The organism is Comamonas sp. F1-6, assembly GCF_039581415.1.
GTDB lineage: Bacteria > Pseudomonadota > Gammaproteobacteria > Burkholderiales > Burkholderiaceae_C > Comamonas > Comamonas thiooxydans.
In genome coordinates this window covers 406,256-432,355 of record NZ_JBCPWN010000001.1, presented here as the reverse complement: position 1 = coordinate 432,355, position 26,100 = coordinate 406,256, and the positions used below count along the sequence as shown (strand labels likewise).

The window sequence follows — 26,100 nt, the reverse complement described above, 5'->3', positions numbered from 1 at the left end:
ATGCAGCTCAAACTCTGGCAACGCATCTCCATCTGGTGTGCCGTGCTCGTGCTGCTGCTGGCGGTGTTTGCCCTGTATCTGCAACCGGAATTCATGCTCACACTGGCAGACCAGGTCTGGGCCTGCTTCTGAGCTCTTGGGCAAGCTGCCCGGGCGGCATGGCCGGGAGAGAGCATGACCCGCATCATCATCACCGGAGCCTCGGACGGCATAGGCGCCGAAATGGCCCGACAGCTGGCACAAACCCATCAGAGCAGGCTGCAGCTGACGCTGGCCGCGCGCAATGCCGGCAATCTGCAAGCCGTGGCAGAGCAATGCCGGGCCCTGGGGGCGCAGGTGCTGACAGTTCCCACCGATGTGAGCGAAGAGGCCCAGTGCCGTGCGCTGATCGACGCAGCCGTGCAGCAGTTTGGCGGGCTGGACGCCCTGATCAACAATGCTGGGATCTCGGCCCATGCGCTCTTTGAACAGGTCAGCGCACAAGACCTGGGCTGGTATGAGAGATTGATGCGCATCAACCTCTGGGGCAGCGTCTGGTGCACCCATGCAGCGCTGCCGCACCTCAAGACCAGCCAGGGCTCCATCGTCGCCGTGTCTTCGCTGGCAGGACTGATAGGCGTGCCGGGCCGCACGGCCTACAGCGCCAGCAAATTCGCCATGGCCGGCTTCTTCGAAGCCCTGCGCATCGAGCTCAAACCCGCCGGCGTGAGCGTGACCACGGCCTACCCCGGCGTGGTGGATACGCGCATCCGCTACCACGGCTACAACGCCAGAGGCGAGGCCGCAGGCGTCAGCGGCCTCAAGGAAGACGGCGCGATGACGGTGGCCGAATGCGCGCACCTCATACTCGACGGCATGAGGCGCCGCCAGCGCGAGGTGGTGATGACGGGCAAGGGCAAACTGGGTCGCTTCATCAAGCTGATCGCCCCGGGCATGGTGGAAGACATGGCCCTGGCCGCGCTCAAGGACGATGTGAAGCCGCACTGAGCTGGCGGCCTACATCTGACGCTGCGGCAGGCCATGCAGGAACAGGGCTGCGGGCACTGCTATAGTTTTCGCAAGATGACCAGCAACACCCAGCCTCCCACACCCGCCGCCATTCCTGCGATTGCCGCCAGCCACTGCGCGCCGGCGCCCTCCGCCTGGATTGCCCGCTTTGCCCATCTGCTACGCCCGCAGGGCTCTGTGCTGGATCTGGCCTGCGGCATGGGCCGCCACACCCGTTTCCTCTCGGCCTTGAATCACGCGTTGACCAGCGTGGACAAGGCGCCGGAAGCGACCCGGTCCGTGGCGGATATCGCCGAGACGATTACCGCCGACATCGAGAACAGTGCCTGGCCGCTGACGGGGCGCAGCTTTGATGGCGTGGTCGTCACCAACTATCTGTGGCGACCGCTGTGGCCGCTGATTCTGGCCAGCGTCAAGCCCGGCGGCGTGCTGCTCTACGAAACCTTCGCCCAGGGCAACGAGGCCTATGGCAAGCCCTCGCGCCCGGACTTTCTGCTGGCGCCAGCCGAGTTGCTGCAGGTCTGCGCAGGCTGGAATATCGTCGCCTACGAGCACGGCCTGCTGCACCAGCCCGAGCGCGTGGTTCAGCGCATTGCCGCCATCAGGCCCGGTGGCCCGGCCGCGCCTGCCGCATTGCTTCAAGCCTGACGCCCTTCTTCTGCATCCACATCTGCCCGACTGCCATGCCCGCCTACGCCCTGCTGCTTGCCCACGACGAACACCCCAGTCCCTCGACAGAGTGGCCCGCAGAGCCCGGCGGCAGCTGCGACGGCTGGGCCGAATGGTTCAGCAGCACACCGCTGCTGTTCAGCGTGCTGCTGGGCGATGCGCGGCATCTGCCCGAACTGGTTCCCTGCAGCGCCTACCAGGACAAGCAAAGCCTCTCGGCCCTGGCCGCCCCCATGGAGCAGGTCCGGGCCCGCTGGCAATGGCTGAGGAGCGTGATTGAGCCATTGCCCGCAAAAAGCCCTGCGCATTGGCCCGACTCCGTCAAGAAGCAATGGCAGCACATCGATCACACCATCAGCACCAGCACGCGCCAGTGGCTGCTGCTGGACTGCGCCACGCTATGTCCGCATGACTTTGACGAAGCGCAGTTCACAACCTTTTTGCAGGCCCAGCGCGAGCTATGCTGGCAATGGAGCTGCAGCGGCGGCGAGCTGCCCGAATCTCTGCAGGCCTTGAAGCGGGCGCCGCAATCCCATCTGGGATGGTGGAGCGATTCGGTCATTGCCCGCACCGAGGTCATTGAGCAGGAAAGCGAAGAAGACTGGCCCGGCTGGCTGGCCGATCACTACGAGCCGCGCCACCATGGCGCCTGGGACGAAGCGACCGAAAGCTATTACGTCATGCCCAAGCTGCACCCGCGCACGGGCCTGAAGCCACAGAACGAAGCCGAGCGCGACCACTGGCCCGTGGGCATGGTCACGCCCTATGGCCGCTGGCTTCAGCGCCCCTTGGAAGGCGCGAGCATGACTTTTGTCTCTGGCAAGCATCTGAGCGTGCACTATCCCGAGACCATGCCGGGCGAAGGCGCGAGGTCCGGCATCAAGGATTTGAACGGCATCTGGCTGGTATCGCCCTCCGAGGGCTATCGCGACGCCTATGCCGTCACGCCCCATGTGATGGCCTGCAGATCACCGAGGCAGGAAAACATGCAGGACCTGCGCAACCTGCCCGGCCTCGCGTTGCTGCACGAAGGGCTCAGCAGCATCGACTACAACGAGGAACAGGACGAATTCATCCGTGCCGAACAAGGCCCTTATGGCGACTCGCGCCAGCTGCTGCTCAAGCCCGACGGCCACCCTGTGTTTGATGCGGGCCGCTATGAGCACATCAACGACTTCAGCGCCAAGACAGAGCTGGCCGTCGCCTGCGTCCGGGAACCCTTTGTCAACGAGCAGGGCGAGCAGGAGTTCCGCATCCTCGAAGGCGTGATTGACATCCGCGGCCAGGAAATCATCCCCTGTCAGTTCAAGACCATAGAGCGCGGCTTCAGCAGCTCGCCCCCCAAGGTATTTCCCGGCCGCAAGCTGCTGGCCATCACCGAAAAAGGCGAGCCCCGCATCTTCAACACCAAAGGCAAGCTGCTGGCCGCCCCTGATATCTGGTGCCCGCCGCTGAACTGCAGTCCCAAGAAAAATGAACTGCTCACCTTTGTGGGCGAAGGGCCGGAGGCCGAACTGGTCATGTTCTCCATCCAGGATTTCAGCATCACCCGCACTGGAGAAACCTGGGAGGACTACCGTAACGCGCTGCGCGGCATGTTCAAGAGCCTGGGTGGCGACACCCCCGAAACCACGGCCATGACCCGCGCGGAACTGATAGAGGCAGAGGATGAGGCCTGGATGCAGGATATGTCGCGCATTCTCTGCCTGAATGACGCAAGCCAGGCTGCAGAACTGCTGCTGCAATGGCGTGACTGCGTGGCGGCACCTGATCCTGACGACATGGGCTGGGACGAAGATGACGAGATCGACCCCGATGTCATGCATCTGCCCGCTGGTGAAAACGCGCTGACCCTGTACTGGGTTCATCTGCTTGCCGTTGCCGCTCAGTTCGCCCGCTTTGACTGGAAGGATGCCGATGGCATTGCGAACACGCACTGGCTGCCCGGCACCGATGACTGGCAATGGGACACGCCCGCTGACGGTGTTGAATCGGGCCTGGAGCATATGGCCGAGCATCTGGCCGGCCGCCAGCTGGCCCTGATCAAGCTGGCCACCGATGACGACAGCCTGCGCGTGACCGTGGTGCGCTCGGCAGATGCCGAGGACTTCATGGAGCGGCTGGCGCAGGCCCATATCAGCGCCTGGAACTACAGCGCGAACTGAAGCGATGCCGGCGGGGCTGGAACCACGGTCGCCGGGCCTGCCTGCAGGCTTTGAGAAAAGCGGCCGGACCGCATTGTGCAAGACTTGCAAAGCCGCCAGATTGCAGCCATGCCGTCCGAAACAAAGCCACGACCAACGAACAATATGACGCACAGAAATTAAATATTTCGTCATTTCGTCATTTATCAACAACACTTCGACAAAAACAGAGTTTTGCTAGACACTGTTGATCGCAAACCACTGCCTGCACCCTGTCCCTGTTTGTAGAATTCATTTTTACCGTTTTCTGATTGCGGATATGACATCACCCTCCGTTGCTCTCACTGGCAGCATTGTTGCCCTCATTACGCCCATGCTCGAAGACGGTAGCGTCGACTACCCGTCGCTGCGCAAACTCATCGACTGGCATGTGGCCGAAGGCACCAACTGCATCGGTGTGGTCGGCACCACCGGTGAATCGCCCACCGTGAATGTCGAAGAGCATTGCGAAATCATTCGTGTCGCCGTGGAACAGGCCGCCGGCCGCGTCTCCATCATGGCCGGCTGCGGTGCCAACAGCACGCACGAAGCCATCGAGCTGGCCAAGTACGCCAAGAAGGTGGGCGCCGACAGCCAGCTGCAGGTCGTTCCCTACTACAACAAGCCCACACAGGAAGGCCAGTACCAGCACTTCAAGGCCATCGCCGAAGCCACTGGCGACCTGCCCGTGGTCCTGTACAACGTGCCCGGCCGCTCGGTTGCGGACATGCAGCATGACACCGTGCTGCGCCTGGCCCAGATCCCCGGCATCATCGGCATCAAGGAAGCCACCGGCAACATCGAGCGTGCTCAATGGCTGATCCGTGACGTGCCTGCCGGCTTCGGCGTCTACTCCGGCGACGACCCCACCGCCGTGGCACTGATGCTGTGCGGCGGCCACGGCAACATCAGCGTGACGGCCAACGTCGCTCCCCGCCTGATGAGCGAGCTGTGCAAGGCCGCCATGGCCGGCGATACCAAGCGCGCCATGGAAATCCAGTTCAAGCTCATGCCCCTGCACAAGAGTCTGTTTGTCGAAGCCAATCCCATTCCCGTGAAATGGGCAGCAGCCCGCATGGGTTTGTGCGGCCCCGCCATGCGCCTGCCCATGACGCCGCTGAGCGAGCAATGCGAAGCAGTTGTTGAGGATGCTCTGCGTAAAGTTGGCGTACTCTGATCGAGTTGCGCTAAGCTAGCGGTTTTTCGCACATAGCTTGAACGCTACCCAAGGACAATCCGCGTGAAACAACAAACAGCACGTTTGAGCCTGCTCAGCATCGCGCTGGGCCTGTCTGCCTGCACGACCACGTTCCAAGAGACCAAGATCGACTACAAGAGCGCGGGCAAGAATCAAGCTCCCTCTCTTGAAGTCCCTCCGGATCTGACGCAGCTGTCGCAAGACTCGCGCTATACCGTCCCTGGTGGCGTGGTATCCGCTGCTGCCATGCAGGCCAATGCCAAGGCCGCCAAGCCTGCCGACAACAACACCGCGGCCAACAAGATTGGCGACGTCCGCATCGAGCGCGACGGTGCCGAGCATTGGCTCGTGGTTGATCGTGCAGCCGACAAGCTCTGGGAGCCCACTCGCGACTTCTGGCTGGAAAACGGCTTCATCTATGCGATGGAAGACCGCCAGTTGGGCATTCTCGAGACCGACTGGGCCGAAAACCGCGCCAAGCTGCCTCAGGACATCATCCGAAAAAGCCTGGGCAAGGTGTTCGATTCGCTCTACTCCACCAGCGAGCGCGACAAGTTCCGCACCCGCCTGGAGCGCGAGCCCGATGGCAAGACCCGCATCTATGTCACCCACCGTGGCATGCAGGAGGTCTACACCAGCGAGCGCAAGGACAACACCATCTGGCAACCGCGTCCTCGCGATCCCGAACTGGAAACCGAATTCCTGCGCCGCATCATGGTCAAGCTGGGTGTGAGCGAAGAGCAGGCCTCTGCCGTTGCCAAGGCGGACAAGTCTGCAGCCACCACCTCGACCAGCGCACGCATGGACACCATCAACGGTGTGCCCACGCTGCAGCTGGAAGAAGGCTTTGAGCGCGCATGGCGCCGCGTTGGCGTGGCACTGGACCGCACCGGCTTCACCGTGGAAGACCGCGACCGCAGCCGCGGCCTCTACTACGTGCGCTACGTGGACCCGAACGCCAAGCCTGAGTCCAAGGGCTTCTTCAGCAAGATCTTCAGCCAGGGCAAGGAAGCTGCCGCGCCTCAGAAGTATCAGATCCAGGTCAAGGGCGACGGCAACAAGTCCCAGGTCAGCGTGCTCAATGAGCAAGGCCAGCCGGACAACTCCGCCAACGGCCAGCGCATCGTGCGCATCATCACCGATGATCTGAAGTAAAGAGCGCTGCCCCCATGCAAAAGCCACCGGACTGCGCTCTGGTGGCTTTTTTCATGCCCGAACGAATCGAACTTCGGCTTGGGGGCTGCAATGCTCATGGCGCGCTTGCCCGCGAGAATCCGCCCAAGTGCTGATACAGGTGCAGATCTTGTATGCCGACAAGCATCCGCGGCTCGAAAATCCGCTGTGAAATCCAGACGTAAAAAAACCGCACCTGAGTGCGGTTTTTTCATGCTTGAGGCCTGGGCCTCAAGCTGGCTGATGCAGCGAATTACTTGGCAGCAGGAGCTTCAGCGGCGGGAGCAGCAGGAGCGTCAGCGGCAGGAGCAGCAGGAGCGTCAGCTGCGGGGGCAGCAGGAGCATCAGCAGCAGGAGCAGCAGCGTCAGCGGCGGGAGCAGCAGGAGCTTCAGCAGCAGGAGCGGGAGCAGCAGGAGCTTCCACAGCAGGAGCGGGAGCAGCAGGAGCTTCTTCCTTCTTGCCGCAAGCAGCCAGAGCAGCAGCAGCGATCACGGTAGCCAGAATCAGAGAGTTCTTCATGACAGTTTCCTAAATGGTAGGTTCAGCAGACGGTATGCAGATTGCCATTACGGTCAGCCTTTTGCAGCTATTGATCGCTCTGGCAGATCAGGTCAAACGATAAATTCGACTCAGCCCGCATTATAGGTAGTTTTGCCCATTGCTGACTAACACTGACAGCAACCAAACAATTCTGCACAAATCGGCGCGTTCTCATTTATCGGGCAAGCCCACGCTTGCCTTGAGCCACACTGTGGAGCATAAATTTATTCCTGTCAAATCCCTGACAAAGCTTTGATAAAGATTTACATAACCTACACAAAGCCTGCGAAATCAGCAGGAGCCACAGAGGACAAACCCGTAAGTTAGCACGATCGCTGTTACAAGTCCACCCTGTTTCAGTCGCCGGAGCGAACCCAGCCAGCATCAAACCACGACGACAGCAACTCCAGCGCGTCATCGCTGGCAGTTGCCAGATCCTTGCGCGACAGGGCTCGGCTGTCTGCCAGCTTGCGCATCAACGTGGCATCGCGGCCACCTGCCAGATAGCTTTCGCCATTGATGAAGATGTGCTTGGCGTCATACATCATGCGCGTGCGACGATCCAGCACCACGCTCTCGAACATGCCGTTTTCATCGCCATGCTCGAACCAGACATTGGGCTTGGGGTCGGTCAGGTACTCGCCCAGCGCGCGCTCCAGCGCCAGCGGATCGGCCATGGCCTTCTTCAGTGCCTCGCGGGCAAAGTCATACATGCCTTCAGGAATCAGCGCCGGGTTGCTCACGGCCTCCTGCTTGGGGTCGCGATAAATGACCGGAGTTTCGGGCTCGTCGGGCTCGTCCGACATGCGCAGCAGCAACTCGCGGCCCAGCTCGCTGCGATCGGGCGAGCGAAAGCCTATCGAATACGTCATGCATTCGCCTTCCGCCACACCGTCATGCGCCCATTTGGGCGGCAGATACAGCATGTCGCCGGGCTCCAGAACGAACTCTTCCTCGGGCTCGAAATTGGAGAGGATTTTCAGTGGCTTGCCCTGCTGCAGAGACAGGTCTTTTTGACGACCGATGCGCCAGCGGCGCTTGCCCTGGGCCTGCAGCAGAAACACGTCATAGCTGTCGAAATGCGGGCCTACGCCCCCCTGATCGGTGGCAAAGCTGATCATCAGATCATCGAGGCGCGCCTCGGGCACAAAGCGGAATTGCTGCAGCAACTCATGCGCCTTGGCGTCATGCATGTCCACGCCCTGCACCAGCACGGTCCAGCCCGGCTTGGTCAATGCAGGCAGGCTGCGACGGGACAGCGGGCCGTGGCTGAGCTTCCAGTTGTCGCCTTCGAGCTGCTGGATCAGGCGCGACTCCACGCCATCCTCGCCCGCCATGGCCAGCAGTCGGGCGCGCGAAATAGGGGCCTTGAAGCCGGGGATGGCCTGGCGCACCAGCAAAGGCTTTTTATGCCAGTGGCGGCGCATGAATTGAGAGGCGGTGAGCCCACCCAGCAGGGTGAGCGGCGTATTGATGTCCATGAATACAGTCCTGCTTTCTAAGCAACGGCCTGCATTGTCCTATAGGCCTCGAAAACGCTGGTCGGCACAGATCAATGACCGAGCGCTCTGAACTCGGACGGCGACATGCCGGCATAGGCCTTGAAGGCACGGCTGAAGTGCGCGCTGTTGCCAAAACCACAGCCCATGGCAATTTCCGTAATGGTGCGGTGCGCGAGCGCCGGGGAATGCAGCTCCCGCATGCAAAGCTCCAGCCGGCTTTGCTGGATGAAGCCGCCCAGCGACTGGTCTCGCCCCGCAAAGGCGTTGTGCAGATGCCGACGGCTGCAATTGAGGGCTTCGGCCACCTGATCGACCGACAACCCGGGGTCGCGCACATGGCAGGCCACATGCTCGCAGATGCGGTCGTACAGAGCCTGCTTTTGCGTCACCGCCGTGGCCTGCCCGCCAAGTGCCTGCAGGGACAGATGCACCATATCCACCAGCAACTCCCCGGCGCGGCGCGCCAGCGGTGCCGTCATATTGTCCAGTTCCTGGTAAGTGCTGCGCATGGTCTGCAGAGCAATACGCGCAATGCCGGCGCTGCCCCCCACCGATCGACCCATGAGGTTTTCCAGACGCAGGCCTCGCTCGGCAATGCTCTGTTTGGGCACCATCATGATCAGGTGCTCCGTGTGCCGGGGGTTGGCCACCACATAGGGCTGCGAGGTGTCATAGATGGCCCAGCTGCCATTGCTCACGCAGGCCTTGCTGCCGTACTGCTCCACCTCGGCATGGCCGCTCCAGGGCGCCACGATCTTGAGGTAGGCCGCTTCACTATCGCGCAGACGGTGGCTGTCGCGTATGACGCGGTGGCGCCCGGCATCCAGTTTGGTGAGCATCACATCGCCTGCGTATGCCACGCTCAGATGCCCGTCAAAACAGGTGTCGCCATACAGATCCGTATCCAGACCCGAGAACAGCTGTGCCATCCAGCCCTGCCAGGCTGGTGCAGTTTCCTTCTCGGGAAGACCATCGGTACTCAGTACCACGGGCGCGGTCATGGGCCTTGACTCCTCGTTGTATCTATCTCTGCCTGTACCGACAAAGTACAACAATTATCGGTAAGTGAGCACTTTCGCGCTCAGGCCATGAAGAATCTCCCACACTGCATTCAAACTAGTGCAAACCCTAGGTCGCGTGCACGATTCGTCAAACGGTTTGTGCACATTGCGCACAGCATCTTGCCAGGGCTTTTCCTACGATCACTCACACGCCAGTGTCAGGCGAAACATCACAAAAGGTGGAGACAAGCCCGGTGACACAAGCCTTGTGCAACGACACCAGCCCCCACTTTTCAACTTGCATCAACAAGCAGTGACTGCGGTCACGCGCCCTTGGTAGTGAAGGAAGCGAAGATGATTGAACAAAGCATGCTCATCGGCGGTAAGACCGCACAGGCCAGCAATGGCGCCACTTTCGAGCGCAAAAACCCTCTGGACGGCTCGGTCGCCACGCGTGCCCCGGCCGCCACAACAGCCGACGCCGTGCGTGCCGTGGAAGCCGCTCAGGCGGCCTTCCCTGCCTGGGCGGCCCTGGGCCCCACAGAACGCAGGCTGATGCTGATGAAGGCCTCGCAGGCCCTGGAGGCCAAGGCCGAAGCCTTTGCCGCAGCCATGGCGGCAGAAACCGGCGCCTCCGGCATCTGGGCCGGCTTCAATGTGCATCTGGCCGCCAATATGTTTCTCGAAGCTGCGTCGCTGACCACCCAGATCAACGGCCAGCTGATTCCTTCGGACATCCCCGGCAGCATGGCCATGGCCGTGCGCCAGCCCGCCGGCGTGGTGCTGGGCATCGCCCCCTGGAATGCCCCCATCATCTTGGCCGTGCGCGCCATTGCCACGCCCCTGGCCTGCGGCAATACCGTGATCCTCAAGGGCTCGGAGCTGTGCCCTGCCACGCACGGCCTGATCATCGAAGCGCTGCAGGAAGGCGGCTTGCCGCCCGGCGTGGTGAACTTCGTGACCAATGCGCCCGAAGACGCCGGCGCCGTGGTCGAGGCCATGGTGGCCCACCCCGCCGTACGCCGCGTGAACTTCACGGGCTCGACGCGCGTGGGCCGCATCATCGGCCAGACCTGCGCCAAATACCTCAAGCCCGTCATCCTGGAGCTGGGCGGCAAGGCCCCGTTCCTGGTCCTGGACGATGCCGACATCGACTCCGCGGTGGCCGGCTGCACCTTTGGCGCCTTCGCCAACTCGGGCCAGATATGCATGTCCACCGAGCGCATCATCGTGGACGAGGCCGTGGCCGAGGAATTCATCGCCAAGCTGGTGGGCCGCGCCCAGACCCTGCCTCTGGGCGACCCTCGCCAGGGACCGGTGGTGCTGGGCTCAGTCGTGGACATGAACACCGTGAACCGCGTCAACGAGCTCATCGACGATGCCGTGAGCAAGGGTGCCAGGATTCTTTGCGGCGGCAAGGCCAACGACACCTTGATGGCAGCCACGCTGATAGACGGCGTGACTCCCGAGATGCGAATCTTCCGTGAAGAGACCTTTGCCCCGGTAAAAGCCATCGTGCGCGTGCGTGGCGAAGAGCAGGCCATCGCCATGGCCAATGACAACGAGTTCGGCCTGTCTTCCGCCGTCTATACCAGGGACACAGCGCGTGGCTGGCGCGTGGCTGGCCGTATCGAGGCCGGTATTTGCCATATCAACGGCCCCACCGTGCATGACGAAGCCCAGATGCCTTTCGGCGGCGTGAAGAACTCGGGCTACGGCCACTTCGGCGGCCAGGCCGGTATCGATGCCTTCACCGACACCCGCTGGATCACCATGCAGACCACCGCACGTCACTACCCCTTCTAAAGCGTCCAGGACAGCAGTCGTAGCCTGCAGGCATGACTCCTGTCTTCGCTTGAAACCTCCATCGCCGGCACTGGGCCATGAGGCAAAGACCTCAGGTGCAGCGCCTGCATGGGCAAGGCGCGGACCCCAACCCGCGCCTTGTGTCTGCCGACCCACAGAACCACCGGAGACCCACGTTGAAACATGCCTCCCAACTGGCCCTGGCAGCCCTGCTGTCTGGCCTCAGCCTCGCCGCCTCGGCTGCGGACTCTCACAACATTGGCCCCGGCCAGCGCTTCTACGAAAAGACCTGCGCCAAATGCCATGAAGCCGGCATAGGCCCCGTCATCAAGGGGCGAGGCTTTCCGCCCGCGACCTACGTGATCATTGCGCGCAACGGCATGAACGCCATGCCATCCTTTCGCGTGACCGATATCGACGACGCCACGCTGGAAGACTTGGCAAACTACCTGTCCAAGACAGAGGCCCCCAAGGCAGCCGAGCCAACCAGGAAATAAGGAGGACGATGCAATGCAAACCGATCGTCGCTCCCTTCTCAAAGGTCTGACCGCTGCAGGTCTGGCTGTCTCCGGCATAGGCTGGGCACAGGCTGCCACCTCCGCTGCAGGCCGCACCGCCAGCGCAGCCACGCGCTCTGCCGAGGTGCTGGCCGTGACCTCCTCCATGCACGCCAGCGCGCTGGACAAGGCCTTTGTGGCCGGTGTTCAGAGCACCTCCCGCAACGTGGTGCACACCGGCCTTCAAGGTCTGGACAGCGCCGCATTCAACCAATTGGGCGAGCTGCTGACCGACAGCCAGGAAACCCTGCTGGTGGGTCTGCTTGATGACGCCTCGGCCACGTTGGTGCTGGACCTGGTTCGCTCCAGCGGCGGCCGCGTGCTGGCCGTGGAACACCATCGCGTGGACGGCGCCGCCGCCGACTGGGCCCAGGCGCTGGGTCGGTCGCTGGCGTCCGGTCAAGTCATGAACACCACCACGGCGGCAGCAGGCAAGGAAGCCCGCGTGTCCTTTAGCTGCGTAATCTAAGAAACAAGGAAAGCAGAGCATGACAAGCAAATACATGGCCCTGCCCAAGGGCATGAGCGAGAGCAGCTTCGATGCGGCCATCGCCCAATTCAAGAAGGCCCTGGGCGAAGACAATGTGATGATCAAGGACGAACTGGTTCGTCCCTACACCAAGGTGATGATGGCTGTGCCTACCGAAGAGCACACACCTTCCGCCGTGGTGACTGCCACCACCGTGGAGCAGGTGCAAGAGGTCGTCAAGATCTGCAACGCGCACAAGGTGCCCGTGTGGACCATCTCCACCGGCCGCAACTTCGGCTACGGCTCGGCCGCACCGGGCCAGCGCGGCCAGGTGGTGCTGGATCTGCGCAAGATGAACAAGATCATCCACGTGGACCCCGAACTGTGCACGGCCCTGGTTGAGCCTGGCGTGACCTACCAGATGCTCTACGACTACCTCGAAGAGAACAAGATTCCCTTGATGCTGTCGTTCTCGGCACCTTCGGCCATTGCCGGTCCTCTGGGCAACACCATGGACCGCGGCGTGGGCTACACACCTTATGGCGAACACTTCATGATGCAGTGCGGCATGGAAGTGGTGATGGCCAACGGCGATGTGCTGCGCACCGGCATGGGAGGCGTCAAGGGCGACAAGGCCTGGCAGGTGTTCAAATGGGGTTACGGCCCGACGCTGGACGGCATGTTCACCCAGTCCAACTACGGCATCTGCACCAAGATGGGTTTCTGGCTGATGCCCAAGCCCCCGGTCTTCAAGCCGCTGGAAATCCAGTTCGACGAAGACAGCGATATCTCCGAAATCGTGGAATTCATCCGCCCCCTGCGCATCGCCCAGGTCATCCCCAATTCGGTGGTGATTGCCGGCGTGCTGTGGGAGGCATCCACCTGCAACACCCGCCGCTCGGACTACACCACCGAGCCCGGCCATACGCCCGACGCCATCCTCAAGCAGATCCAGAAAGACAAGCATCTGGGCGCCTGGAATGTCTACGCTGCGCTGTACGGCACCAGGGAGCAGGTCGACGTCAACTTCAAGATCGTGCAGGACGCGCTCAAGAAGCTGGGCAAGGGCCGCTTGATCACCGAAGAAATGGCGGGCGACACCCAGCCCTTCAAGTACCGTGCCCAGCTCATGTCGGGCGTGCCCAACCTGCAGGAATTCGGCCTGTACAACTGGCGCGGGGGTGGCGGCTCGATGTGGTTTGCCCCTGTGTCGCAGGCGCGCGGCAGCGAGTGCGACAAGCAGAAGTCGCTGGCCAAGAAGATCCTCAACAAGCATGGCCTGGACTATGTGGGCGAGTTCATCGTCGGCTGGCGCGATATGCACCATGTCATCGATGTGCTCTACGACCGCAGCAACGAAGAGGAAACCAAGCGCGCCAACGCCTGCTTTGCCGAGCTGCTGGACGAGTTCGAGAAGGAAGGCTATGCCGTGTACCGCGTGAACACGGCCTTCCAGGAGCGCGTGGCGCAGAGCTACGGTCCGGTCAAGCGCGATATCGAGCGCAAGATCAAGCGTGCTCTGGACCCCAATGGGATTCTGGCCCCGGGCAAGTGCGGAATAAACATTTGATCTCCCCCTGAGGCGCTTTGCGCCTTCCCCCTCTCTCGCTTTGCTTCGCAATGCGGGAGGGGGACGACAGCTTTGCTGCGCGGCGGCGCTTGCTTGCTGTCCTTTGATGGGGCATGCCTGTTCAATTGCTGCGCCCTAGCCTCAAATTTTTAAAGCCACCTGATTTGAAAACGCCAGGTGGCTTTCTTTTTCTTGCTTGCTTCTTGCTTGCTTCTTGTTTGCTATTGTATCAATAGCTGTTTGCTATTTTCTGGATTGGGTTTAAGGCCAATTTAATGCCTAGTTCAGCAGACTCGAAGACTGCACGCCTGCCCTGAACTGCGCCGGCGTCTGCCCCGTGTGCTGCTTGAACAGGCGGCTCAGATGCGCGCCGCTGGCAAAGCCGCTGGCCAGCGCCAGCTCGGTCAGGGTGCAATGGCGATTGGCAGGACTGAGCAATTCGCGCTGGAACAGGGCCACGCGCTCGGCCCAGATATGCTGGCTGATGGACAGGCTCTCATCGGCAAAGGCGTTGTAGAGATGACGCTTGCTGCAGTTGAGCGCTGCGGCTACGGCATCCACGCTCAGGGCAGGATCGCGCAGATGCTGGCGCACATAGGCCTTGATGCGGCCCTGCAGCAGCTCGCTGGCGCTCAGCGAGGCCGCGCGGCCGCAGGCATCGAGCAGGGACAGCTGGATCAACTGAAGCAGCGAATCCGTCACATGCTGGGCCAGTCCCTGGCCCATGGCCCGACATTCGGCAAAAGTGCCGCGCATCATGTCCAGCGCAATGCGGGATACGCCTTCGCTGCCGCCCACATAGCGCCCCATGAGGGCGTCGATGGCGCGGCCATGGTCTTCGAAGCGGCTTTTGGGCAAGGTGATGATCAGATGCTCGCACCACTCGGGGTTGAGCACCTCGTACTCCTGCGTGGTGTCATAGATCAGCCACTGGCCGCTGCGCGCCACGGCTTCGCGCCCGTTCTGGCAGACGCGGGCCTCGCCATGCCAGGGGGCCACGATCTTGAGAAAGTCGGTGCTGTGGCGTGCCATGCTGGCCGAAGTGCGCCGCACGCGATGGCGGCTGGCCTCGATCCGGGTCATGCCCACCGGCCCCAGCTCCAGGGTTCCCAGCCGCGCCGAGAAATGCTGATCGCCATAGACATCGCTCTCCAGTCCATAGAGCGTGGACATCCAGTGCTGCCAGGCGCCCACGGCTTGGGCACCTTGCATCTCGGTCATCTTCTCGGTCACTTGGTAGGCAGGAATGTCTGGCCGCATCTGGGCTCCTGAAGAAGTAACAGGATGCTTCATTATCCATAGCAATCCAGACCAGGGGCCGGGCAAAACCGGCGCCTCGCAGGGAAATCAGTGTTTACCCACAGACACTTGCATGCACAGACAAGACGCAGTGCACGCACAGACAAGCCCCTTGCGCCGCGATTTCCTACGATGGCCGAAAACCCGGACACCCGTCCATCAAAAGGAGACAAACATGACATTCGCCGACAAGCGTTTTGTTCTCAAAAGCCTGGTCGCAGCCACGGCCCTGGCGGGCCTGTGCGGCCAGGCCCTGGCCCAGGAAGCGCCCAAGTCCATCCGTATCGGCTGGGCAATTGCCAAGACCGGCGTCAACGCGGGCGGTACTTCCGTGACCACGGCGCCCAACTACAAGCTCTGGGTCAAGGAGATCAACGACGCCGGCGGCATCATGCTCAAGGCCTACAACAAGCGCGTGCCCATCGAGGTCATCGAATACGACGACCGCTCCAGCACCGAGGAGGCCGTGCGCGCCACCGAGCGCCTGATCACCCAAGACAAGGTGGACTTCGTGCTGCCGCCCTGGGGCACGGGCTCCAACCTGGCCGTCGGTCCGACCTACGAAAAACACAAATACCCGCTGCTGGCCGCCACCTCGGTGACCGACAAGGCCCCCGATCTGGCCAAGCGCTGGAAGCATGCCTTCTTCTTCCTGGGCACGGGCGGCGAATATGCAGAGGGCCTGGTCGCCATGCTGGAAAAGGCCAAGAAAGACGGCAAGATCAACAACAAGATCGCCATGATCAACATCGCCGACGGCTTTGGCGTGGAGCTGGCCAATGCCACGCGCAAGGCCGCCAAGCAGCATGGCTTCGAGCTGGTCTACGACAAGAGCTACCCGATCGGCACGCAGGACATGACGCCCGTCATCAACGAGGCCAAGGGCAAGGGTGCCGACACCTTCGTGGCCTACTCCTATCCGCCCGACACCATGCTGATCAACGAGCAGGCCAGGACGCTGGGCCTGGCTCCCAAGGTGCTTTTCACCGGCGTGGGCACGCAGTTCCCCATGTTCAAGGGCAAGTTCGGCGCAGCGGCCGAAGGCGTGATGGCGCCGGGCGGCATCGATGCCGGCAACCCGCAGATGCAGGCCTATCTGAAGCGCTTCAAGGAAGTGACCGGCCAGGAGTCGGACCGCTTTGCCAGCCCCATCGTCTATACCTCGCTGCAGATGCTGCAGCAGGCCATCGAGCGCGTGGGCAAGATTGACCGCGCCGCCGTGACCCAGGAGCTCAAGAGCGGCAGCTTCGAGACCGTGCTCGGCCCCGTCAAGCTTGAAGGCCAGATGCTGACCAAGCTCTGGCATGTGGGCCAGTGGCAGAACGGCGAGTTCAATGCGATTGCGCCGACTAGCCGAGCGGGGGTCAAACCTGCGGTGATACCGCGGGTCACCCCCTGAGGCGCTGCGCGCCTTCCCCCTCTCTCTACGCGCTTCGCGCTATGGGAGGGGGACGACAGCCTCGGTGCGGGGCTGCCCTTCCTCGCTGTCCCGTTGCTGGGGCATGCCTATTCCAGCATTCGCCCAGCTCCGCAATAACTATCAAAACAAGAGCTGCTTATGCATGTCTAGCTTTAACTTTGCATTGATTTCATAACAAGAACAATGAATCACAAGCGGTATACGCTATGAATTTAATAGACATCCTTCTCGCTGGCGCCATGCTGGGCGGGCTCTACGGCCTGGTGGCCATGGGGCTGACGCTGCAGTATGGCGTGGCGCGCATCATGAATCTCTCGTATGGGGAGTTTCTGATTGCACCGGCCTTTCTGGCCTTTTTTGCGGTGAGCAGCTGGGGTATTTCACCGCTGCTTCTGGTGCTGCTGGTGGTGCCGCTGGGCTTTGTCATCCAGTGGCTGATCTATCAGCTGCTGCTGACCCCGCTGGTGCGCCGCGCCAAGGGCGGGCCGGCGCTGGAGGTGGATTCGATTCTGGCCACCTTCGGCATGCTGTTCGTCGTCCAGGGCGTCATGCTGGTGATGTTCGGCGGCGACTATCACAGCTACAGCTATCTGTCCGAACCCGTGGAGATCCTGGGCAGCAAGGTCGCGGCCAACCGTCTGCTGGTGCTGGGCTTTGCCATCGTGCTGGGCGGCGGCCTGTACCTGCTGCTGACACGCACCCGCGCCGGCGCCGTGGTGCGCGCCGTGTCCGTGGCACCGCAGTTCGCACCTCTGGTCGGCATCAATGTGCGCAGCACGGCGGCACTGGCCTACGGTCTGGGCGGCGCGCTGGTGGCGGTCTGCGGCGTACTGGTCAGCATGTTTCTGCCCTTCTCGGCCGGCATGGGCACCATGTTTGCGATGAAGGCGCTGATCGTCGTCATCATGGGCGGCGTGGGCAATCTCATGGGTTGCCTGGTGGCCGGCATGCTGCTGGGCTTTGCCGAAACACTGGTGGCCTCCTTTGTCGACCCCGGCCTGACGCTGGCCGTCAACTACGCGGTGTTCCTGCTGGTGCTGCTGTTCAAGCCCACAGGATTGTTCGGGAGGGCCGCACGATGAATCCGAACCATCGCAAGGAAATCCTGATCTGGGCCGTCAGCGCCGCCGCCCTGCTGGGCCTGGCACTGCTGCCGCGCTGGCTGACGGACGAGTACTACCTCTCGCTCATGATCAGCATCCTGATGTACTGCGTGCTGGCCACGGCCTGGGCGCTGTTCTCTGGACCGACGCGCTATATCTCGCTGGCCACCGTTGCCTTCTTCGGCATGGGCGCCTATGTCACCGCCGTGTTCGGCGAGTCCCTGCCCTGGGCCGCCGTGCTCGGCATTGCAGCCGGCGTGGGCCTGGTCATGGCCTTGATCGTGGGTTTGTCCACGCTGCGGCTGTCGGGCGTGTACTTCGTGATCTTCAGCTTCGGCCTGGCCGAGCTGGTCAAGCAGCTCGTCACATGGTGGGAAGTCAACATTACCAAGGATCTGGGCCGCTATGTGTTCGTGGAGATCACCCAGCTCGATATCTACTGGCAACTGCTGGCCATGCTGGCCCTGGTGCTGGCGCTTCGCGCCCTTATCAACCGCTCGCGCCTGGGTCTGGCCCTGCGCGTGATCGGCGAGGATGAGACCGTGGCCACCCATGTGGGCATCAACACCACCACGGCCAAGCTGCTGCTGTTCGCCGTCAGCGCCGTGTTCATCACCGTCACGGGCGCCATCATGGCTCCGCGCTGGACCTATATCGACCCCAGCATTGCCTTTGCTCCCGCCGTCTCGTTCCAGACCCTGATCATGGCCCTGCTCGGCGGTGCCGGCGCGCTGTTCGGCCCGATTCTGGGGGCCGTGCCGCTGGTGCTGCTGTTCGAGTACCTGGCTGCCAACTTCCCCAACCATTTCTCGATTCTGCTGGGCCTGGTGTTCATCGTGATCGTGTACTTCATTCCCCAGGGCCTGTCTGGCGTGCTGGCCAGGCTGCTGGGCAGGAATTCGGCCAGCAAGGGAGACCAGCCATGAAGACCGCCACCCTGCTTTCCGTGCGCGGCGCCACCAAACGCTTCGGCGGCCTGGTGGCCGTCAACGCACTGAGCTTTGACGTCTACCCGGGCGAGGTCGTGGGCCTGCTCGGCCCCAATGGCTCGGGCAAGACCACGGCCATGAATTTGATCTCGGGCGCCCTGCCCGTCAACGGCGGCGAGATCGTATTCAACGGCAAGCCCATCCACCCGCTCAAAAGCCACCAGATCGCCCGCCTGGGCGTGGCACGCACCTTCCAGCTGGTCAAGGTGCTGGGCTCCATGAGCTGCACCGACAACGTCATTGCCGGCATGGCCTTCAAACCCCGGCCCCTGTTCGGCAGGCCCGCCGCCGCGCGTGCCCTGCAGTTGCTGAATCAGGTGGGTCTGGCCGAATTTGAGAATACTCCCGCAGGCGAGCTCACCTATATCAACCAAAAGCGCCTGGAGCTAGCCCGCGCGCTGGCGCTGGAGCCGCAGATCCTGCTGCTCGACGAATGGCTGGCAGGCCTGAACCCCACGGAGCTGCAGCAGGGCATTGCACTGATCCGGCAGTTGCAGGCCACGGGGCTGACGATTCTCATGGTCGAACATGTGATGGACGCCGTGCATGCGCTGTGCAGCCGCTGCGTGGTGATGAACGCGGGCACAAAAATAGCCGACGGCCCCACGGCCCAGGTGCTCAAAGAGCCCGAGGTGGTGCGTGCCTATCTGGGGGAAGATGTGAGTGCAGATGAAGACCGGTCAGCGGAGGTTCGCCATGCTTGAAGTGCGCAATATCTCGGTGAGCTACGGCAAGCATGAGGCGCTGCACCAGGTCAGCCTCCAGGTGAACCCCGGCGAGCTGGTCGTCATGCTGGGCGCCAACGGCGCCGGCAAGTCCAGCCTGCTCAAGGCGCTGGGCGGCATGGTCACGCCCCAGGCCGGCGCCAGCGCCCAGCTGGCGGGCCAGGAGCTGATGCAGCTGCCCCAGCATGCCATCGTGCAAGCCGGCCTGGCCCTGGTGCCCGAGGGGCGCGGCGTGTTCGGCGATCTCAGCGTCAAGGAAAACCTGCTGCTGGGAGCCCAGCCCCGGCGCGCACGCGCCAATGAAGCACGGAATCTGGAGCAGGTCTTCGCCCTCTTTCCCAAGCTGCGCGATCGCCTGCCGCAAGTCGTTCGCACCATGAGCGGCGGCGAGCAGCAGATGGTGGCCGTGGGCCGCGCGCTGATGAGCCAGCCCGATATCCTGCTGCTGGACGAGCCTTCGCTGGGCCTGTCACCGCTGATGTGCAAAGAGCTGTTCGCAGCCCTGGCGCACATCAAAACGCTGGGCATGGGCGTGCTGCTGGTGGAACAGAACGCGCGCCAGAGCCTGGCTATTGCCGACCGTGGTTACTTGCTGGAAACCGGGCGCATCGTGGGCGAAGGCTCGGCCGCAGAACTCAGCAGCAGCCCCGCCGTGCGCCGCGCTTATTTAGGCGGTGAACATTGAGATGAATCCCGCTGAGCGGCCTTGCCGCTTCCCCCGGAGGGGGACGGTGCCATCGCTGGGGCTGCCCATGCTGCGGGGCGGCGGGGCCGCCTAGGCCCTTGCTCGACACCCCCTTACCAGGCCGCACTTCATTGAAGGCCCTGAACAATTACCAGTCTCATCGACTGGCTCGACACTTAAAAGGAGACACAAATGATCGAACAAAAAATGCTGATAGCCGGCCAGGAATGCGCAGCCGGCAATGGCGCGACTTTTGAACGCAGGAACCCGCTGGATGGCAGCGTGGCCACACGGGCCCCGGCAGCCACGACCGAGGACGCGATTCGCGCCTGCGATGCAGCGGCAGCAGCCTTCCCCGCCTGGTCGCAACTGGGGCCGAACGCCCGCCGCGCCATGCTGATGAAGGCCTCCCAGGCGCTGGAGGCCAAGGGCGAAGCGATTGCCGCGGCCATGGCCGCAGAAACCGGCGCCTCGGGCATCTGGGCCGGCTTCAATGTGCATCTGGCCGCCAGCATGCTGCTGGAAGCGGCTTCGCTGACCACGCAGATCAATGGCGAGATCATTCCCTCCGACGTGCCCGGCAGCCTGGCCATGGCCGTGCGCCAGCCCGCCGGCGTGGTGCTGGGCATCGCGCCCTGGAATGCCCCCGTGATCCTGGCCGTGCGCAGCATCTCCACGGCCCTGGCCTGCGGCAATACCGTGATCCTCAAGGGATCGGAACTGTGCCCCGCCACCCACGGCCTGATCATCGAGGCACTGCAGGACGCGGGCCTGCCCGCCGGCGTGGTGAACTTTGTGACCAATGCGCCCGCCGATGCGGGCAGCGTGGTCGAAGCCATCGTGGCCCATCCCGCCGTGCGCCGCGTGAGCTTTACCGGCTCCACACGTGTGGGCCGCATCATCGGCCAGACCTGCGCCAGACATCTCAAGCCCGCGCTGCTGGAGCTCGGCGGCAAGGCTCCCTTCCTGGTGCTCGACGATGCCGATATCGATGCGGCAGTGAACGCCGCCACCTTTGGCGCGTTTGCCAACTCGGGCCAGATCTGCATGTCCACCGAGCGCTTTGTGGTGGATAACAAGGTGGCCGAGGAGTTCATCGCCAAGTTTGCCGCCAGGGCCAGCAGCCTGCCGCTGGGCGACCCGCGCAAGGGCCCCGTGGTACTGGGCTCGGTGGTCGATCTGGCCACGGTGGAGCGCTGCAATGCCATGATCGACGACGCGCTGGCCAAGGGCGGAAAACTGGTCTGCGGCGGCAAGGCCGAGAGCACGCTGATGCCCGCCACGCTGATCGACCATGTGACGCCGGCGATGCGCATCTTCCACGAGGAGACCTTCGGCCCGGTCAAGGGCATCGTGCGCGTGAACGGCGAGGAAGAAGCCATTGCCACGGCCAATGACAACGAGTTCGGGCTGTCCTCGGCAGTCTTCACCCGGGATACGGCCCGCGGCTGGCGTGTGGCGGCGCGCATCGAGGCCGGCATCTGCCATATCAACGGCCCCACGGTGCATGACGAAGCCCAGATGCCGTTTGGCGGCGTCAAGGCCTCGGGCTATGGCCATTTCGGCGGCCAGCAGGGCATCAATGCCTTTACCGAAACCCGCTGGGTGACCATGCAGACCGCAGAACGCCACTATCCGTTCTAAAGACCCCCTGAGCGGCTTTGCCTGGGCGGCCCCGCCGCTTCCCCCTCTCTGCTTCGCGGGGGGACGACAGCTTTGCTGCGCGGCGGCGCTTGCTTGCTGTCCCACACTTAGGTCGCGCCCTAGTTAAAGCTCGCGCCCATCGCTACTGAAATTAAAAAAGCCACCTGATTTGAAAACGCCAGGTGGCTTTCTTTTTTCCTTCTCACTATCTAATCCATAGCTGCTAGCGTTTGATGGAAAAGGGCTTGAGCCTCAAAAATCTCAAAGCATGTAATCAGGCAAAGTCATCGTCAAAGAAGCCGCCGCCATCGTCCCAACTGCCGCTGTCAAAGCTGGCTGAGTTGTCTATGCTGCCAAGGCCCGCATCGTTGGCCAGGCTGGAGGTATTGCCGCTATCGCCATGCAAGCCCTGGTTGCTGCTGTCCTGCGCCAGCGACTTGCTTTCGCCGCCACTCTGGCTGCCCGAGCCGGCGTGATGGCCGCCCATCAGATTCTCCAGCCCGTTGAACAGAAACATGCCGCCCGCCACACCGGCTGCGGCCGCTGCGGCATTGCCCAGGAAGCTGCTGCCGGCAGAGGTTGCAGGCTGCTGGCCATAGGCCTGCGGCGCTGCAGCACGCGGCGCCGAGCCGCCGCCAAAGAAACGGTCGCGCCAGCTGGAAGGTTGAGGCGCCACTTGCGGCTGGTTCTGCGGCTGGTACTGGGGTTGATAGGGAGGCTGGGCATTGGCAGCGTAGCCACCATCCTCGGCATAGCGCTCGGGAGCGCGGCCGAAGTGCGTGCCCAGGCCGCCCGAGAGAAAGCTGCCGGCGCCCTGGCCCTGGCTTTGCTGGGCCAGCTTCACCTGCTGCTGCAACTCGCCGATCTGCTGCTGGGCCTGCTGAATGGCTTGCTCCAGCATCAAGGTGCGCTGGGCCAGCCAGTAGACCGCATCGGGCGCGTTGCTCAATCCACGGCGCAGCTCGGCATCGGCCTGCGCGTCCTTGGGCTGACCCTGGGTCAGCGTCAGCCTGGCGCACAGGTCTTGCAGCAGTTGTTGTTCCTGAGAGGTCATGGTGCCTTCCTTAAAGCCCGCAAATTACTTGCAGCAGAGATGGGGTCAGTATGCAGGCCTGCAAGAGCGCCAATGTGAAGGCTGTGCAAGTGCTTTTTGCAGGGTGTAACAAAAGGCCTGTGCTGCAGTTGCGGGCAGCGCATGGGACAATGCCTGCCATTGCGCCACGGCCGTGGCGGCGTTTCAATTTCGGCTGCGGGACTGGCCCGCGGCCCACCAACTGCATACACACACCATGGAAGTTACCCAACAATGCGTGGTCGCCCTGACCTGGACACTGAAAGACACCCTGGGCGAGGAGCTGGATGTGCTGGACGAGCCCGTGGAGTTCCTTGTCGGCGGCGATGACCTGTTCAAGCGCATCGAAGAGGCTCTGCAAGGCCACGGCGTAGGTACCACACTGGACCTGCACCTGGAGCCCGAAGAGGCATTCGGCGACTATGACGAGAGCCTGATCTTCCTGGAAAAGCGCGAGCTGTTCCCCGAGGAGATCGAGGAAGGCATGAGTTTCGAGAGCACGGCCATGCCCAAGGGCACCAACCCCGTGCCTCCCGATCTGCTCTACACGGTCACCGAAATCTATCCCGAGCATGTGGTGCTGGACGGCAACCACCCGCTGGCCGGAATCGCCATCCGCCTGCACCTCAAGATCGAAGCCGTGCGTGAGGCCACCGAGGAAGAAATCGGTCGCGGCACGGCCGGTACGGGATTTTTCCGTATCGAGCCCATGGCTCCGGGCAATGAAACACTGCATTGACACCCCCTGAGGCGCTTTGCGCCTTCCCCCTCAGGGAGACGACAGCTTCGCTGCGGGGCGGCGGGGCCGCCTAGGCTCTTGCTTGCTATCTCTGGCTTGAGAACACGCCAGTTTTCAAGGCTGTACTGCTCTTGACTGGTGAAGTAAAAAGGGACTCCTCGGAGTCCCTTTTGTTATGTGCGCCTGCCTGCTCAGCGGCGGAAGATCTGGTTGCCTTCCACGCGCACATATTCGCCGATGCTCAGCTGCGGAGGCTGCTGGTAGTCCAGAGCGCGCACGCTGCCGTCCTGCAATTGCACGGTGACGCGGTAAATATCGCGCACGCTGCCGCCGCCCATGTTGTTTTGCACGGCGTTGCCGGCAAAAGCGCCTGCAGCCACACCGGCGATGGTCGCCAGTGTACGGCCCGAGCCCTTGCCCACCTGGTTGCCCAGCACACCGCCGATCACGCCACCGGCAATCGCGCCGCCGGCGCCAATGCCGCTGCCGTCCTGCACGCGCACGGTCTCGATATTCATCACACGGCCCTGCTGGGCGTATTGCTGAGGCTGCTGCGAATAGCAGTTGGGGTTGTTGTAGCCGCAGTTATTGGCGGGATAGGTCTGGACCTGGTTGTTGCCCACGGGGTAGGCCTGTGTGCTGCCAGGGTAGCCTGTACCCGAATAAGCACCCTGGGAGTAACCTCCCTGGTAGCCGCCGCTCTGGTAGCCACCCTGGGGATAGGCCGCGCAGGCCGACAGAGCCGCAACGATTGTGCTCACCATGGCCAAGCGGCCCCAGCGTTGATTGATTTGCATGGAAATCTCCTGGTTGGCGCATGCACATTCCATGCGCCGCAGTCCCTGTTATGAGTTGCTCTGCAAACCTTGCACGGTCTGCCTTTCCATTGCAACGCGGCACAGGCTCGCCAGGACGACAGCTTTCACATTTGCTCACAATACTTTGAGTAAAGCGCAGCCGTTTACAACTCTTCAAACCATAGCGCCTTGCCCAATACCTGGCTTCTTTGCTCTGCAAACCGTCATGGAGTCCACAACGGCAGGGCGCTGACAGCTATCGAATCCGGAGCCAATCCTAGCCCTTGGTGCGTACGCGCAGCACTTCGCCGCTACGGCCGTCGACATAGAGCTTCACAAAGCGTCCATCGCTGGCCGTGGCCTTGACCTTGTAGAGGCCGTCGTCCCATTCCACTTCCTGGAATTCGCGATAGCCGGCCTTCTCCAGCCGGTCGCAGACATCGCGGATGGACAGGGCCGGCCCGAGCGCCATGCCGCGCACGGCGGCCACCGAGGCCGAGGCACGATCCGCCAGGGAGTTTTCTGCGGCCAGGCAAGTGCCAGCCGACAGCAGCGCCGCGCCTGCGAGCAAGACCGTGCCGCTGCGACGCCGCAGGGAGCGGAATACGGACAGGGGGCCTGAGGACATGGAAAAAGCCGGGCTGGGAAGATGGGACATGAAAACTCCTGCAGTCGCTGGGTCGAAGAAAGGGACAAAACACGGCCCGCCAGTGCACAAGCACTGCGCAGCGGGTTGGTGCCGATTGTTCGCAAGTCAGGCTGAACCGTTTCTGAAGCCGCCATTCAGCTTCCGTTCATCGATGCAGGCCTATAACCTTGGCTGCAGACCGCTACCAGACCTCATCACCTCCAACTCCAGCCCTCTCGCCATGTCTTTTCTCAACGCCTCGAATGACCCGCAATCTGCGCACCGCCCACGCCGGCGCGCCCTTCATGCCGTGCTGGCCATGCTGCTGGCAACGGCAGGCTTTGCCGCACTGAGCCTGTGGCCCGCCACCTCGGATGCCGGCGACAACGATCACGAACTCGCCCGTCAGGCCTTGCGCCAGGGTCAGGTGCTGCCGCTGCGCACGGTTCTGGATCAGGTCGAGCAGCAATACCAGGGCCAGGTCATCAAGGTGGAGTTCGACCGCGAGGACGGCCGCTTTGTCTACGAGATCCGGCTGCTGCAAAACGACGGCAAGGTGGTCAAGCTGGAGATCGATGCCAGCAACGGCAAGCTGATCAGCATGAAACGCAAGAAGTGAACCCCGGCACTCAGGAAGGCTGCAGAGCATGCGAATTTTGCTGATTGAAGACGAACCCACGCTGCGCGAGCAGCTGCATCAGGCCCTGCTGCAGGCCGGCCACACTGTGGAGACGGCCGCCGATGGCGAGACGGCGCAATACCTGGGCGAGGTCGAGAGCTTTGACGCTGCGGTGCTGGACCTGGGCCTGCCGGTGCGCGACGGGCTCAGCGTGCTGCGCGCCTGGCGTGCGCAGGGCCGCTCCATGCCGGTGCTGATCCTCACCGCCAGAGCCGCCTGGCATGAAAAAGTCGCAGGCATGGATGCCGGAGCCGACGACTATCTGGCCAAACCCTTCCACATGGAAGAGCTGCTGGCGCGTCTGCGCGCCCTGCTGCGGCGTCTGAGCCCGCATGCCAGCGCACTGTGGCAATGCGGCTCCATCACCCTGGATTCGCGCCAGGCGCGCGTCACCGTCGAAGGTCAGGCGCTGACGCTGACCAGCCATGAATTCAAGGTGCTGGCCCTGCTGATGCAGCGCATGGGCGCCGTGGTCTCACGCACCGAGCTGTCCGAGCATATCTATCCGCAGGACAGCGACCGCGACTCCAACACCATCGAGGTATTTGTCGGGCGCCTGCGGAAAAAACTACCCGCCGGCTCGATCGAAACCGTGCGCGGCCTGGGCTATCGCCTGGCCGCGCCATCCAACCAAGAATAAAGC

Annotated in this window: 26 protein-coding genes; 19 read left to right on the top strand and 7 right to left on the bottom strand. The window is 62.7% G+C overall.

Annotation, left to right across the window (positions count from 1 at the left end; translation table 11 throughout):
• The 6 genes from AAIL66_RS02010 to bamC all read left to right on the top strand — a co-directional run bounded on the left by AAIL66_RS02010 (position 1) and on the right by bamC (position 6,213).
• Positions 1 to 132, top strand: coding sequence for a hypothetical protein (locus tag AAIL66_RS02010; protein ID WP_003057673.1), 132 nt, complete (start codon positions 1 to 3; stop codon positions 130 to 132).
• 42 nt (positions 133 to 174) lie between these two features.
• Positions 175 to 987 carry an SDR family oxidoreductase gene (locus tag AAIL66_RS02005; RefSeq protein WP_059441210.1) on the top strand — a complete coding sequence of 271 codons (813 nt, stop codon included), beginning with the start codon at positions 175 to 177 and terminating at the stop codon, positions 985 to 987.
• Positions 988 to 1,020: 33 nt separating this feature from the next.
• Positions 1,021 to 1,656: a class I SAM-dependent methyltransferase gene (locus AAIL66_RS02000; protein ID WP_343495877.1), complete on the top strand. Its 636-nt coding sequence runs from the start codon at positions 1,021 to 1,023 to the stop codon at positions 1,654 to 1,656.
• Between the two features lie 35 nt (positions 1,657 to 1,691).
• Positions 1,692 to 3,842, top strand: coding sequence for a hypothetical protein (locus AAIL66_RS01995; protein ID WP_343495876.1), 2,151 nt, complete (start codon positions 1,692 to 1,694; stop codon positions 3,840 to 3,842).
• Positions 3,843 to 4,140: 298 nt separating this feature from the next.
• On the top strand, positions 4,141 to 5,037 hold the full coding sequence (gene dapA / locus AAIL66_RS01990; protein ID WP_003064577.1) for a 4-hydroxy-tetrahydrodipicolinate synthase: 897 nt from the start codon (positions 4,141 to 4,143) through the stop codon (positions 5,035 to 5,037).
• A gap of 63 nt (positions 5,038 to 5,100) precedes the next feature.
• A complete protein-coding gene (bamC, locus tag AAIL66_RS01985; protein ID WP_034359980.1) occupies positions 5,101 to 6,213 on the top strand; it encodes an outer membrane protein assembly factor BamC in 1,113 nt (370 codons plus the stop codon).
• A 271-nt stretch (positions 6,214 to 6,484) separates the two neighbouring features.
• Here the strand turns inward: bamC and AAIL66_RS01980 are convergent, their stop codons facing one another.
• The 3 genes from AAIL66_RS01980 to AAIL66_RS01970 form a co-directional block, all read right to left on the bottom strand.
• Positions 6,485 to 6,751, bottom strand: a complete 267-nt coding sequence (locus AAIL66_RS01980; protein WP_034359978.1) for a hypothetical protein — start codon at positions 6,749 to 6,751, stop codon at positions 6,485 to 6,487.
• A 377-nt stretch (positions 6,752 to 7,128) separates the two neighbouring features.
• The gene (locus tag AAIL66_RS01975) at positions 7,129 to 8,253 is read right to left on the bottom strand and encodes a cupin domain-containing protein (protein ID WP_343495875.1); all 1,125 of its coding nucleotides are present in this window, start codon (positions 8,251 to 8,253) and stop codon (positions 7,129 to 7,131) included.
• A gap of 71 nt (positions 8,254 to 8,324) precedes the next feature.
• On the bottom strand, positions 8,325 to 9,275 hold the full coding sequence (locus AAIL66_RS01970; RefSeq protein WP_034378841.1) for a helix-turn-helix domain-containing protein: 951 nt from the start codon (positions 9,273 to 9,275) through the stop codon (positions 8,325 to 8,327).
• A 354-nt stretch (positions 9,276 to 9,629) separates the two neighbouring features.
• Between AAIL66_RS01970 and AAIL66_RS01965 the strand changes: the two genes are divergently transcribed.
• From AAIL66_RS01965 to AAIL66_RS01950, 4 genes are all read left to right on the top strand, one after another.
• Positions 9,630 to 11,081, top strand: coding sequence for an aldehyde dehydrogenase (locus AAIL66_RS01965; RefSeq protein WP_343495874.1), 1,452 nt, complete (start codon positions 9,630 to 9,632; stop codon positions 11,079 to 11,081).
• Between the two features lie 176 nt (positions 11,082 to 11,257).
• Positions 11,258 to 11,578, top strand: a complete 321-nt coding sequence (locus AAIL66_RS01960; protein ID WP_343495873.1) for a cytochrome c — start codon at positions 11,258 to 11,260, stop codon at positions 11,576 to 11,578.
• A gap of 13 nt (positions 11,579 to 11,591) precedes the next feature.
• Positions 11,592 to 12,107 (top strand): hypothetical protein, encoded by a 516-nt coding sequence (locus tag AAIL66_RS01955; protein ID WP_343495872.1) that lies wholly within the window; start codon positions 11,592 to 11,594, stop codon positions 12,105 to 12,107.
• 19 nt (positions 12,108 to 12,126) lie between these two features.
• Positions 12,127 to 13,677 (top strand): FAD-binding oxidoreductase, encoded by a 1,551-nt coding sequence (locus tag AAIL66_RS01950; protein ID WP_034378834.1) that lies wholly within the window; start codon positions 12,127 to 12,129, stop codon positions 13,675 to 13,677.
• A 279-nt stretch (positions 13,678 to 13,956) separates the two neighbouring features.
• On the opposite strand, the gene AAIL66_RS01945 is transcribed toward AAIL66_RS01950, so the two are convergent.
• Complete coding sequence (locus AAIL66_RS01945) at positions 13,957 to 14,937, bottom strand: AraC family transcriptional regulator (protein ID WP_034359967.1); 981 nt, start codon at positions 14,935 to 14,937, stop codon at positions 13,957 to 13,959.
• Positions 14,938 to 15,151: 214 nt separating this feature from the next.
• On the opposite strand from AAIL66_RS01945, the gene AAIL66_RS01940 reads away from it, so the two are divergent.
• From AAIL66_RS01940 to AAIL66_RS01915, 6 genes are all read left to right on the top strand, one after another.
• Positions 15,152 to 16,375, top strand: a complete 1,224-nt coding sequence (locus tag AAIL66_RS01940; RefSeq protein WP_224650041.1) for an amino acid ABC transporter substrate-binding protein — start codon at positions 15,152 to 15,154, stop codon at positions 16,373 to 16,375.
• Positions 16,376 to 16,602: 227 nt separating this feature from the next.
• The gene (locus AAIL66_RS01935) at positions 16,603 to 17,478 is read left to right on the top strand and encodes a branched-chain amino acid ABC transporter permease (RefSeq protein ID WP_343495871.1); all 876 of its coding nucleotides are present in this window, start codon (positions 16,603 to 16,605) and stop codon (positions 17,476 to 17,478) included.
• Complete coding sequence (locus tag AAIL66_RS01930) at positions 17,475 to 18,425, top strand: branched-chain amino acid ABC transporter permease (protein WP_343495870.1); 951 nt, start codon at positions 17,475 to 17,477, stop codon at positions 18,423 to 18,425. Before AAIL66_RS01935 ends, AAIL66_RS01930 begins: the two co-directional genes overlap by 4 nt.
• Entirely contained in the window at positions 18,422 to 19,192 is a 771-nt protein-coding gene (locus tag AAIL66_RS01925; protein WP_343495869.1) for an ABC transporter ATP-binding protein, read from the top strand. The genes AAIL66_RS01930 and AAIL66_RS01925 overlap by 4 nt, the downstream gene beginning before the upstream one ends.
• Complete coding sequence (locus tag AAIL66_RS01920) at positions 19,185 to 19,898, top strand: ABC transporter ATP-binding protein (RefSeq protein WP_343495868.1); 714 nt, start codon at positions 19,185 to 19,187, stop codon at positions 19,896 to 19,898. The genes AAIL66_RS01925 and AAIL66_RS01920 overlap by 8 nt, the downstream gene beginning before the upstream one ends.
• Before the next feature lie 192 nt (positions 19,899 to 20,090).
• Entirely contained in the window at positions 20,091 to 21,542 is a 1,452-nt protein-coding gene (locus AAIL66_RS01915) for an aldehyde dehydrogenase (RefSeq protein ID WP_343495867.1), read from the top strand.
• 274 nt (positions 21,543 to 21,816) lie between these two features.
• Here AAIL66_RS01915 and AAIL66_RS01910 read toward each other — a convergent pair whose 3' ends face one another.
• Positions 21,817 to 22,596 (bottom strand): DUF2076 domain-containing protein, encoded by a 780-nt coding sequence (locus AAIL66_RS01910; RefSeq protein WP_343495866.1) that lies wholly within the window; start codon positions 22,594 to 22,596, stop codon positions 21,817 to 21,819.
• A 235-nt stretch (positions 22,597 to 22,831) separates the two neighbouring features.
• Between AAIL66_RS01910 and AAIL66_RS01905 the strand changes: the two genes are divergently transcribed.
• Positions 22,832 to 23,353 (top strand): FKBP-type peptidyl-prolyl cis-trans isomerase, encoded by a 522-nt coding sequence (locus AAIL66_RS01905; protein WP_003064531.1) that lies wholly within the window; start codon positions 22,832 to 22,834, stop codon positions 23,351 to 23,353.
• Between the two features lie 191 nt (positions 23,354 to 23,544).
• Here AAIL66_RS01905 and AAIL66_RS01900 read toward each other — a convergent pair whose 3' ends face one another.
• Both AAIL66_RS01900 and AAIL66_RS01895 read right to left on the bottom strand, forming a co-directional pair.
• Positions 23,545 to 24,150 carry a glycine zipper 2TM domain-containing protein gene (locus tag AAIL66_RS01900; RefSeq protein WP_343495865.1) on the bottom strand — a complete coding sequence of 202 codons (606 nt, stop codon included), beginning with the start codon at positions 24,148 to 24,150 and terminating at the stop codon, positions 23,545 to 23,547.
• A 277-nt stretch (positions 24,151 to 24,427) separates the two neighbouring features.
• Complete coding sequence (locus AAIL66_RS01895; RefSeq protein WP_003064525.1) at positions 24,428 to 24,808, bottom strand: PepSY domain-containing protein; 381 nt, start codon at positions 24,806 to 24,808, stop codon at positions 24,428 to 24,430.
• A 280-nt stretch (positions 24,809 to 25,088) separates the two neighbouring features.
• Here AAIL66_RS01895 and AAIL66_RS01890 point away from each other — a divergent pair, with 280 nt between their 5' ends.
• Positions 25,089 to 25,397 (top strand): PepSY domain-containing protein, encoded by a 309-nt coding sequence (locus tag AAIL66_RS01890; RefSeq protein WP_012837366.1) that lies wholly within the window; start codon positions 25,089 to 25,091, stop codon positions 25,395 to 25,397.
• A gap of 28 nt (positions 25,398 to 25,425) precedes the next feature.
• Complete coding sequence (locus AAIL66_RS01885) at positions 25,426 to 26,097, top strand: response regulator transcription factor (protein ID WP_046461267.1); 672 nt, start codon at positions 25,426 to 25,428, stop codon at positions 26,095 to 26,097.
• Positions 26,098 to 26,100 lie beyond the last annotated feature (3 nt).

Excerpts from the sequence above, each read along its gene's own strand:
- AAIL66_RS01930 (WP_343495870.1), top strand. The coding sequence starts at position 17,475 with ATGAATCCGAACCATCGCAAGGAAATCCTGATCTGGGCCGTCAGCGCC.
- AAIL66_RS01965 (WP_343495874.1), top strand. The coding sequence starts at position 9,630 with ATGATTGAACAAAGCATGCTCATCGGCGGTAAGACCGCACAGGCCAGC.
- AAIL66_RS01885 (WP_046461267.1), top strand. The coding sequence starts at position 25,426 with ATGCGAATTTTGCTGATTGAAGACGAACCCACGCTGCGCGAGCAGCTG.
- AAIL66_RS01905 (WP_003064531.1), top strand. The coding sequence starts at position 22,832 with ATGGAAGTTACCCAACAATGCGTGGTCGCCCTGACCTGGACACTGAAA.
- AAIL66_RS01950 (WP_034378834.1), top strand. The coding sequence starts at position 12,127 with ATGACAAGCAAATACATGGCCCTGCCCAAGGGCATGAGCGAGAGCAGC.
- AAIL66_RS01975 (WP_343495875.1), bottom strand. The coding sequence starts at position 8,253 with ATGGACATCAATACGCCGCTCACCCTGCTGGGTGGGCTCACCGCCTCT.
- AAIL66_RS01915 (WP_343495867.1), top strand. The coding sequence starts at position 20,091 with ATGATCGAACAAAAAATGCTGATAGCCGGCCAGGAATGCGCAGCCGGC.
- AAIL66_RS01935 (WP_343495871.1), top strand. The coding sequence starts at position 16,603 with ATGAATTTAATAGACATCCTTCTCGCTGGCGCCATGCTGGGCGGGCTC.
- AAIL66_RS01925 (WP_343495869.1), top strand. The coding sequence starts at position 18,422 with ATGAAGACCGCCACCCTGCTTTCCGTGCGCGGCGCCACCAAACGCTTC.
- AAIL66_RS02000 (WP_343495877.1), top strand. The coding sequence starts at position 1,021 with ATGCAGGAACAGGGCTGCGGGCACTGCTATAGTTTTCGCAAGATGACC.
- AAIL66_RS01980 (WP_034359978.1), bottom strand. The coding sequence starts at position 6,751 with ATGAAGAACTCTCTGATTCTGGCTACCGTGATCGCTGCTGCTGCTCTG.
- AAIL66_RS01945 (WP_034359967.1), bottom strand. The coding sequence starts at position 14,937 with ATGCGGCCAGACATTCCTGCCTACCAAGTGACCGAGAAGATGACCGAG.
- AAIL66_RS02010 (WP_003057673.1), top strand. The coding sequence starts at position 1 with ATGCAGCTCAAACTCTGGCAACGCATCTCCATCTGGTGTGCCGTGCTC.
- dapA (WP_003064577.1), top strand. The coding sequence starts at position 4,141 with ATGACATCACCCTCCGTTGCTCTCACTGGCAGCATTGTTGCCCTCATT.
- AAIL66_RS02005 (WP_059441210.1), top strand. The coding sequence starts at position 175 with ATGACCCGCATCATCATCACCGGAGCCTCGGACGGCATAGGCGCCGAA.
- AAIL66_RS01895 (WP_003064525.1), bottom strand. The coding sequence starts at position 24,808 with ATGTCCCATCTTCCCAGCCCGGCTTTTTCCATGTCCTCAGGCCCCCTG.
- AAIL66_RS01970 (WP_034378841.1), bottom strand. The coding sequence starts at position 9,275 with ATGACCGCGCCCGTGGTACTGAGTACCGATGGTCTTCCCGAGAAGGAA.
- AAIL66_RS01900 (WP_343495865.1), bottom strand. The coding sequence starts at position 24,150 with ATGCAAATCAATCAACGCTGGGGCCGCTTGGCCATGGTGAGCACAATC.
- AAIL66_RS01940 (WP_224650041.1), top strand. The coding sequence starts at position 15,152 with ATGACATTCGCCGACAAGCGTTTTGTTCTCAAAAGCCTGGTCGCAGCC.
- AAIL66_RS01955 (WP_343495872.1), top strand. The coding sequence starts at position 11,592 with ATGCAAACCGATCGTCGCTCCCTTCTCAAAGGTCTGACCGCTGCAGGT.
- AAIL66_RS01920 (WP_343495868.1), top strand. The coding sequence starts at position 19,185 with ATGCTTGAAGTGCGCAATATCTCGGTGAGCTACGGCAAGCATGAGGCG.
- AAIL66_RS01910 (WP_343495866.1), bottom strand. The coding sequence starts at position 22,596 with ATGACCTCTCAGGAACAACAACTGCTGCAAGACCTGTGCGCCAGGCTG.
- AAIL66_RS01995 (WP_343495876.1), top strand. The coding sequence starts at position 1,692 with ATGCCCGCCTACGCCCTGCTGCTTGCCCACGACGAACACCCCAGTCCC.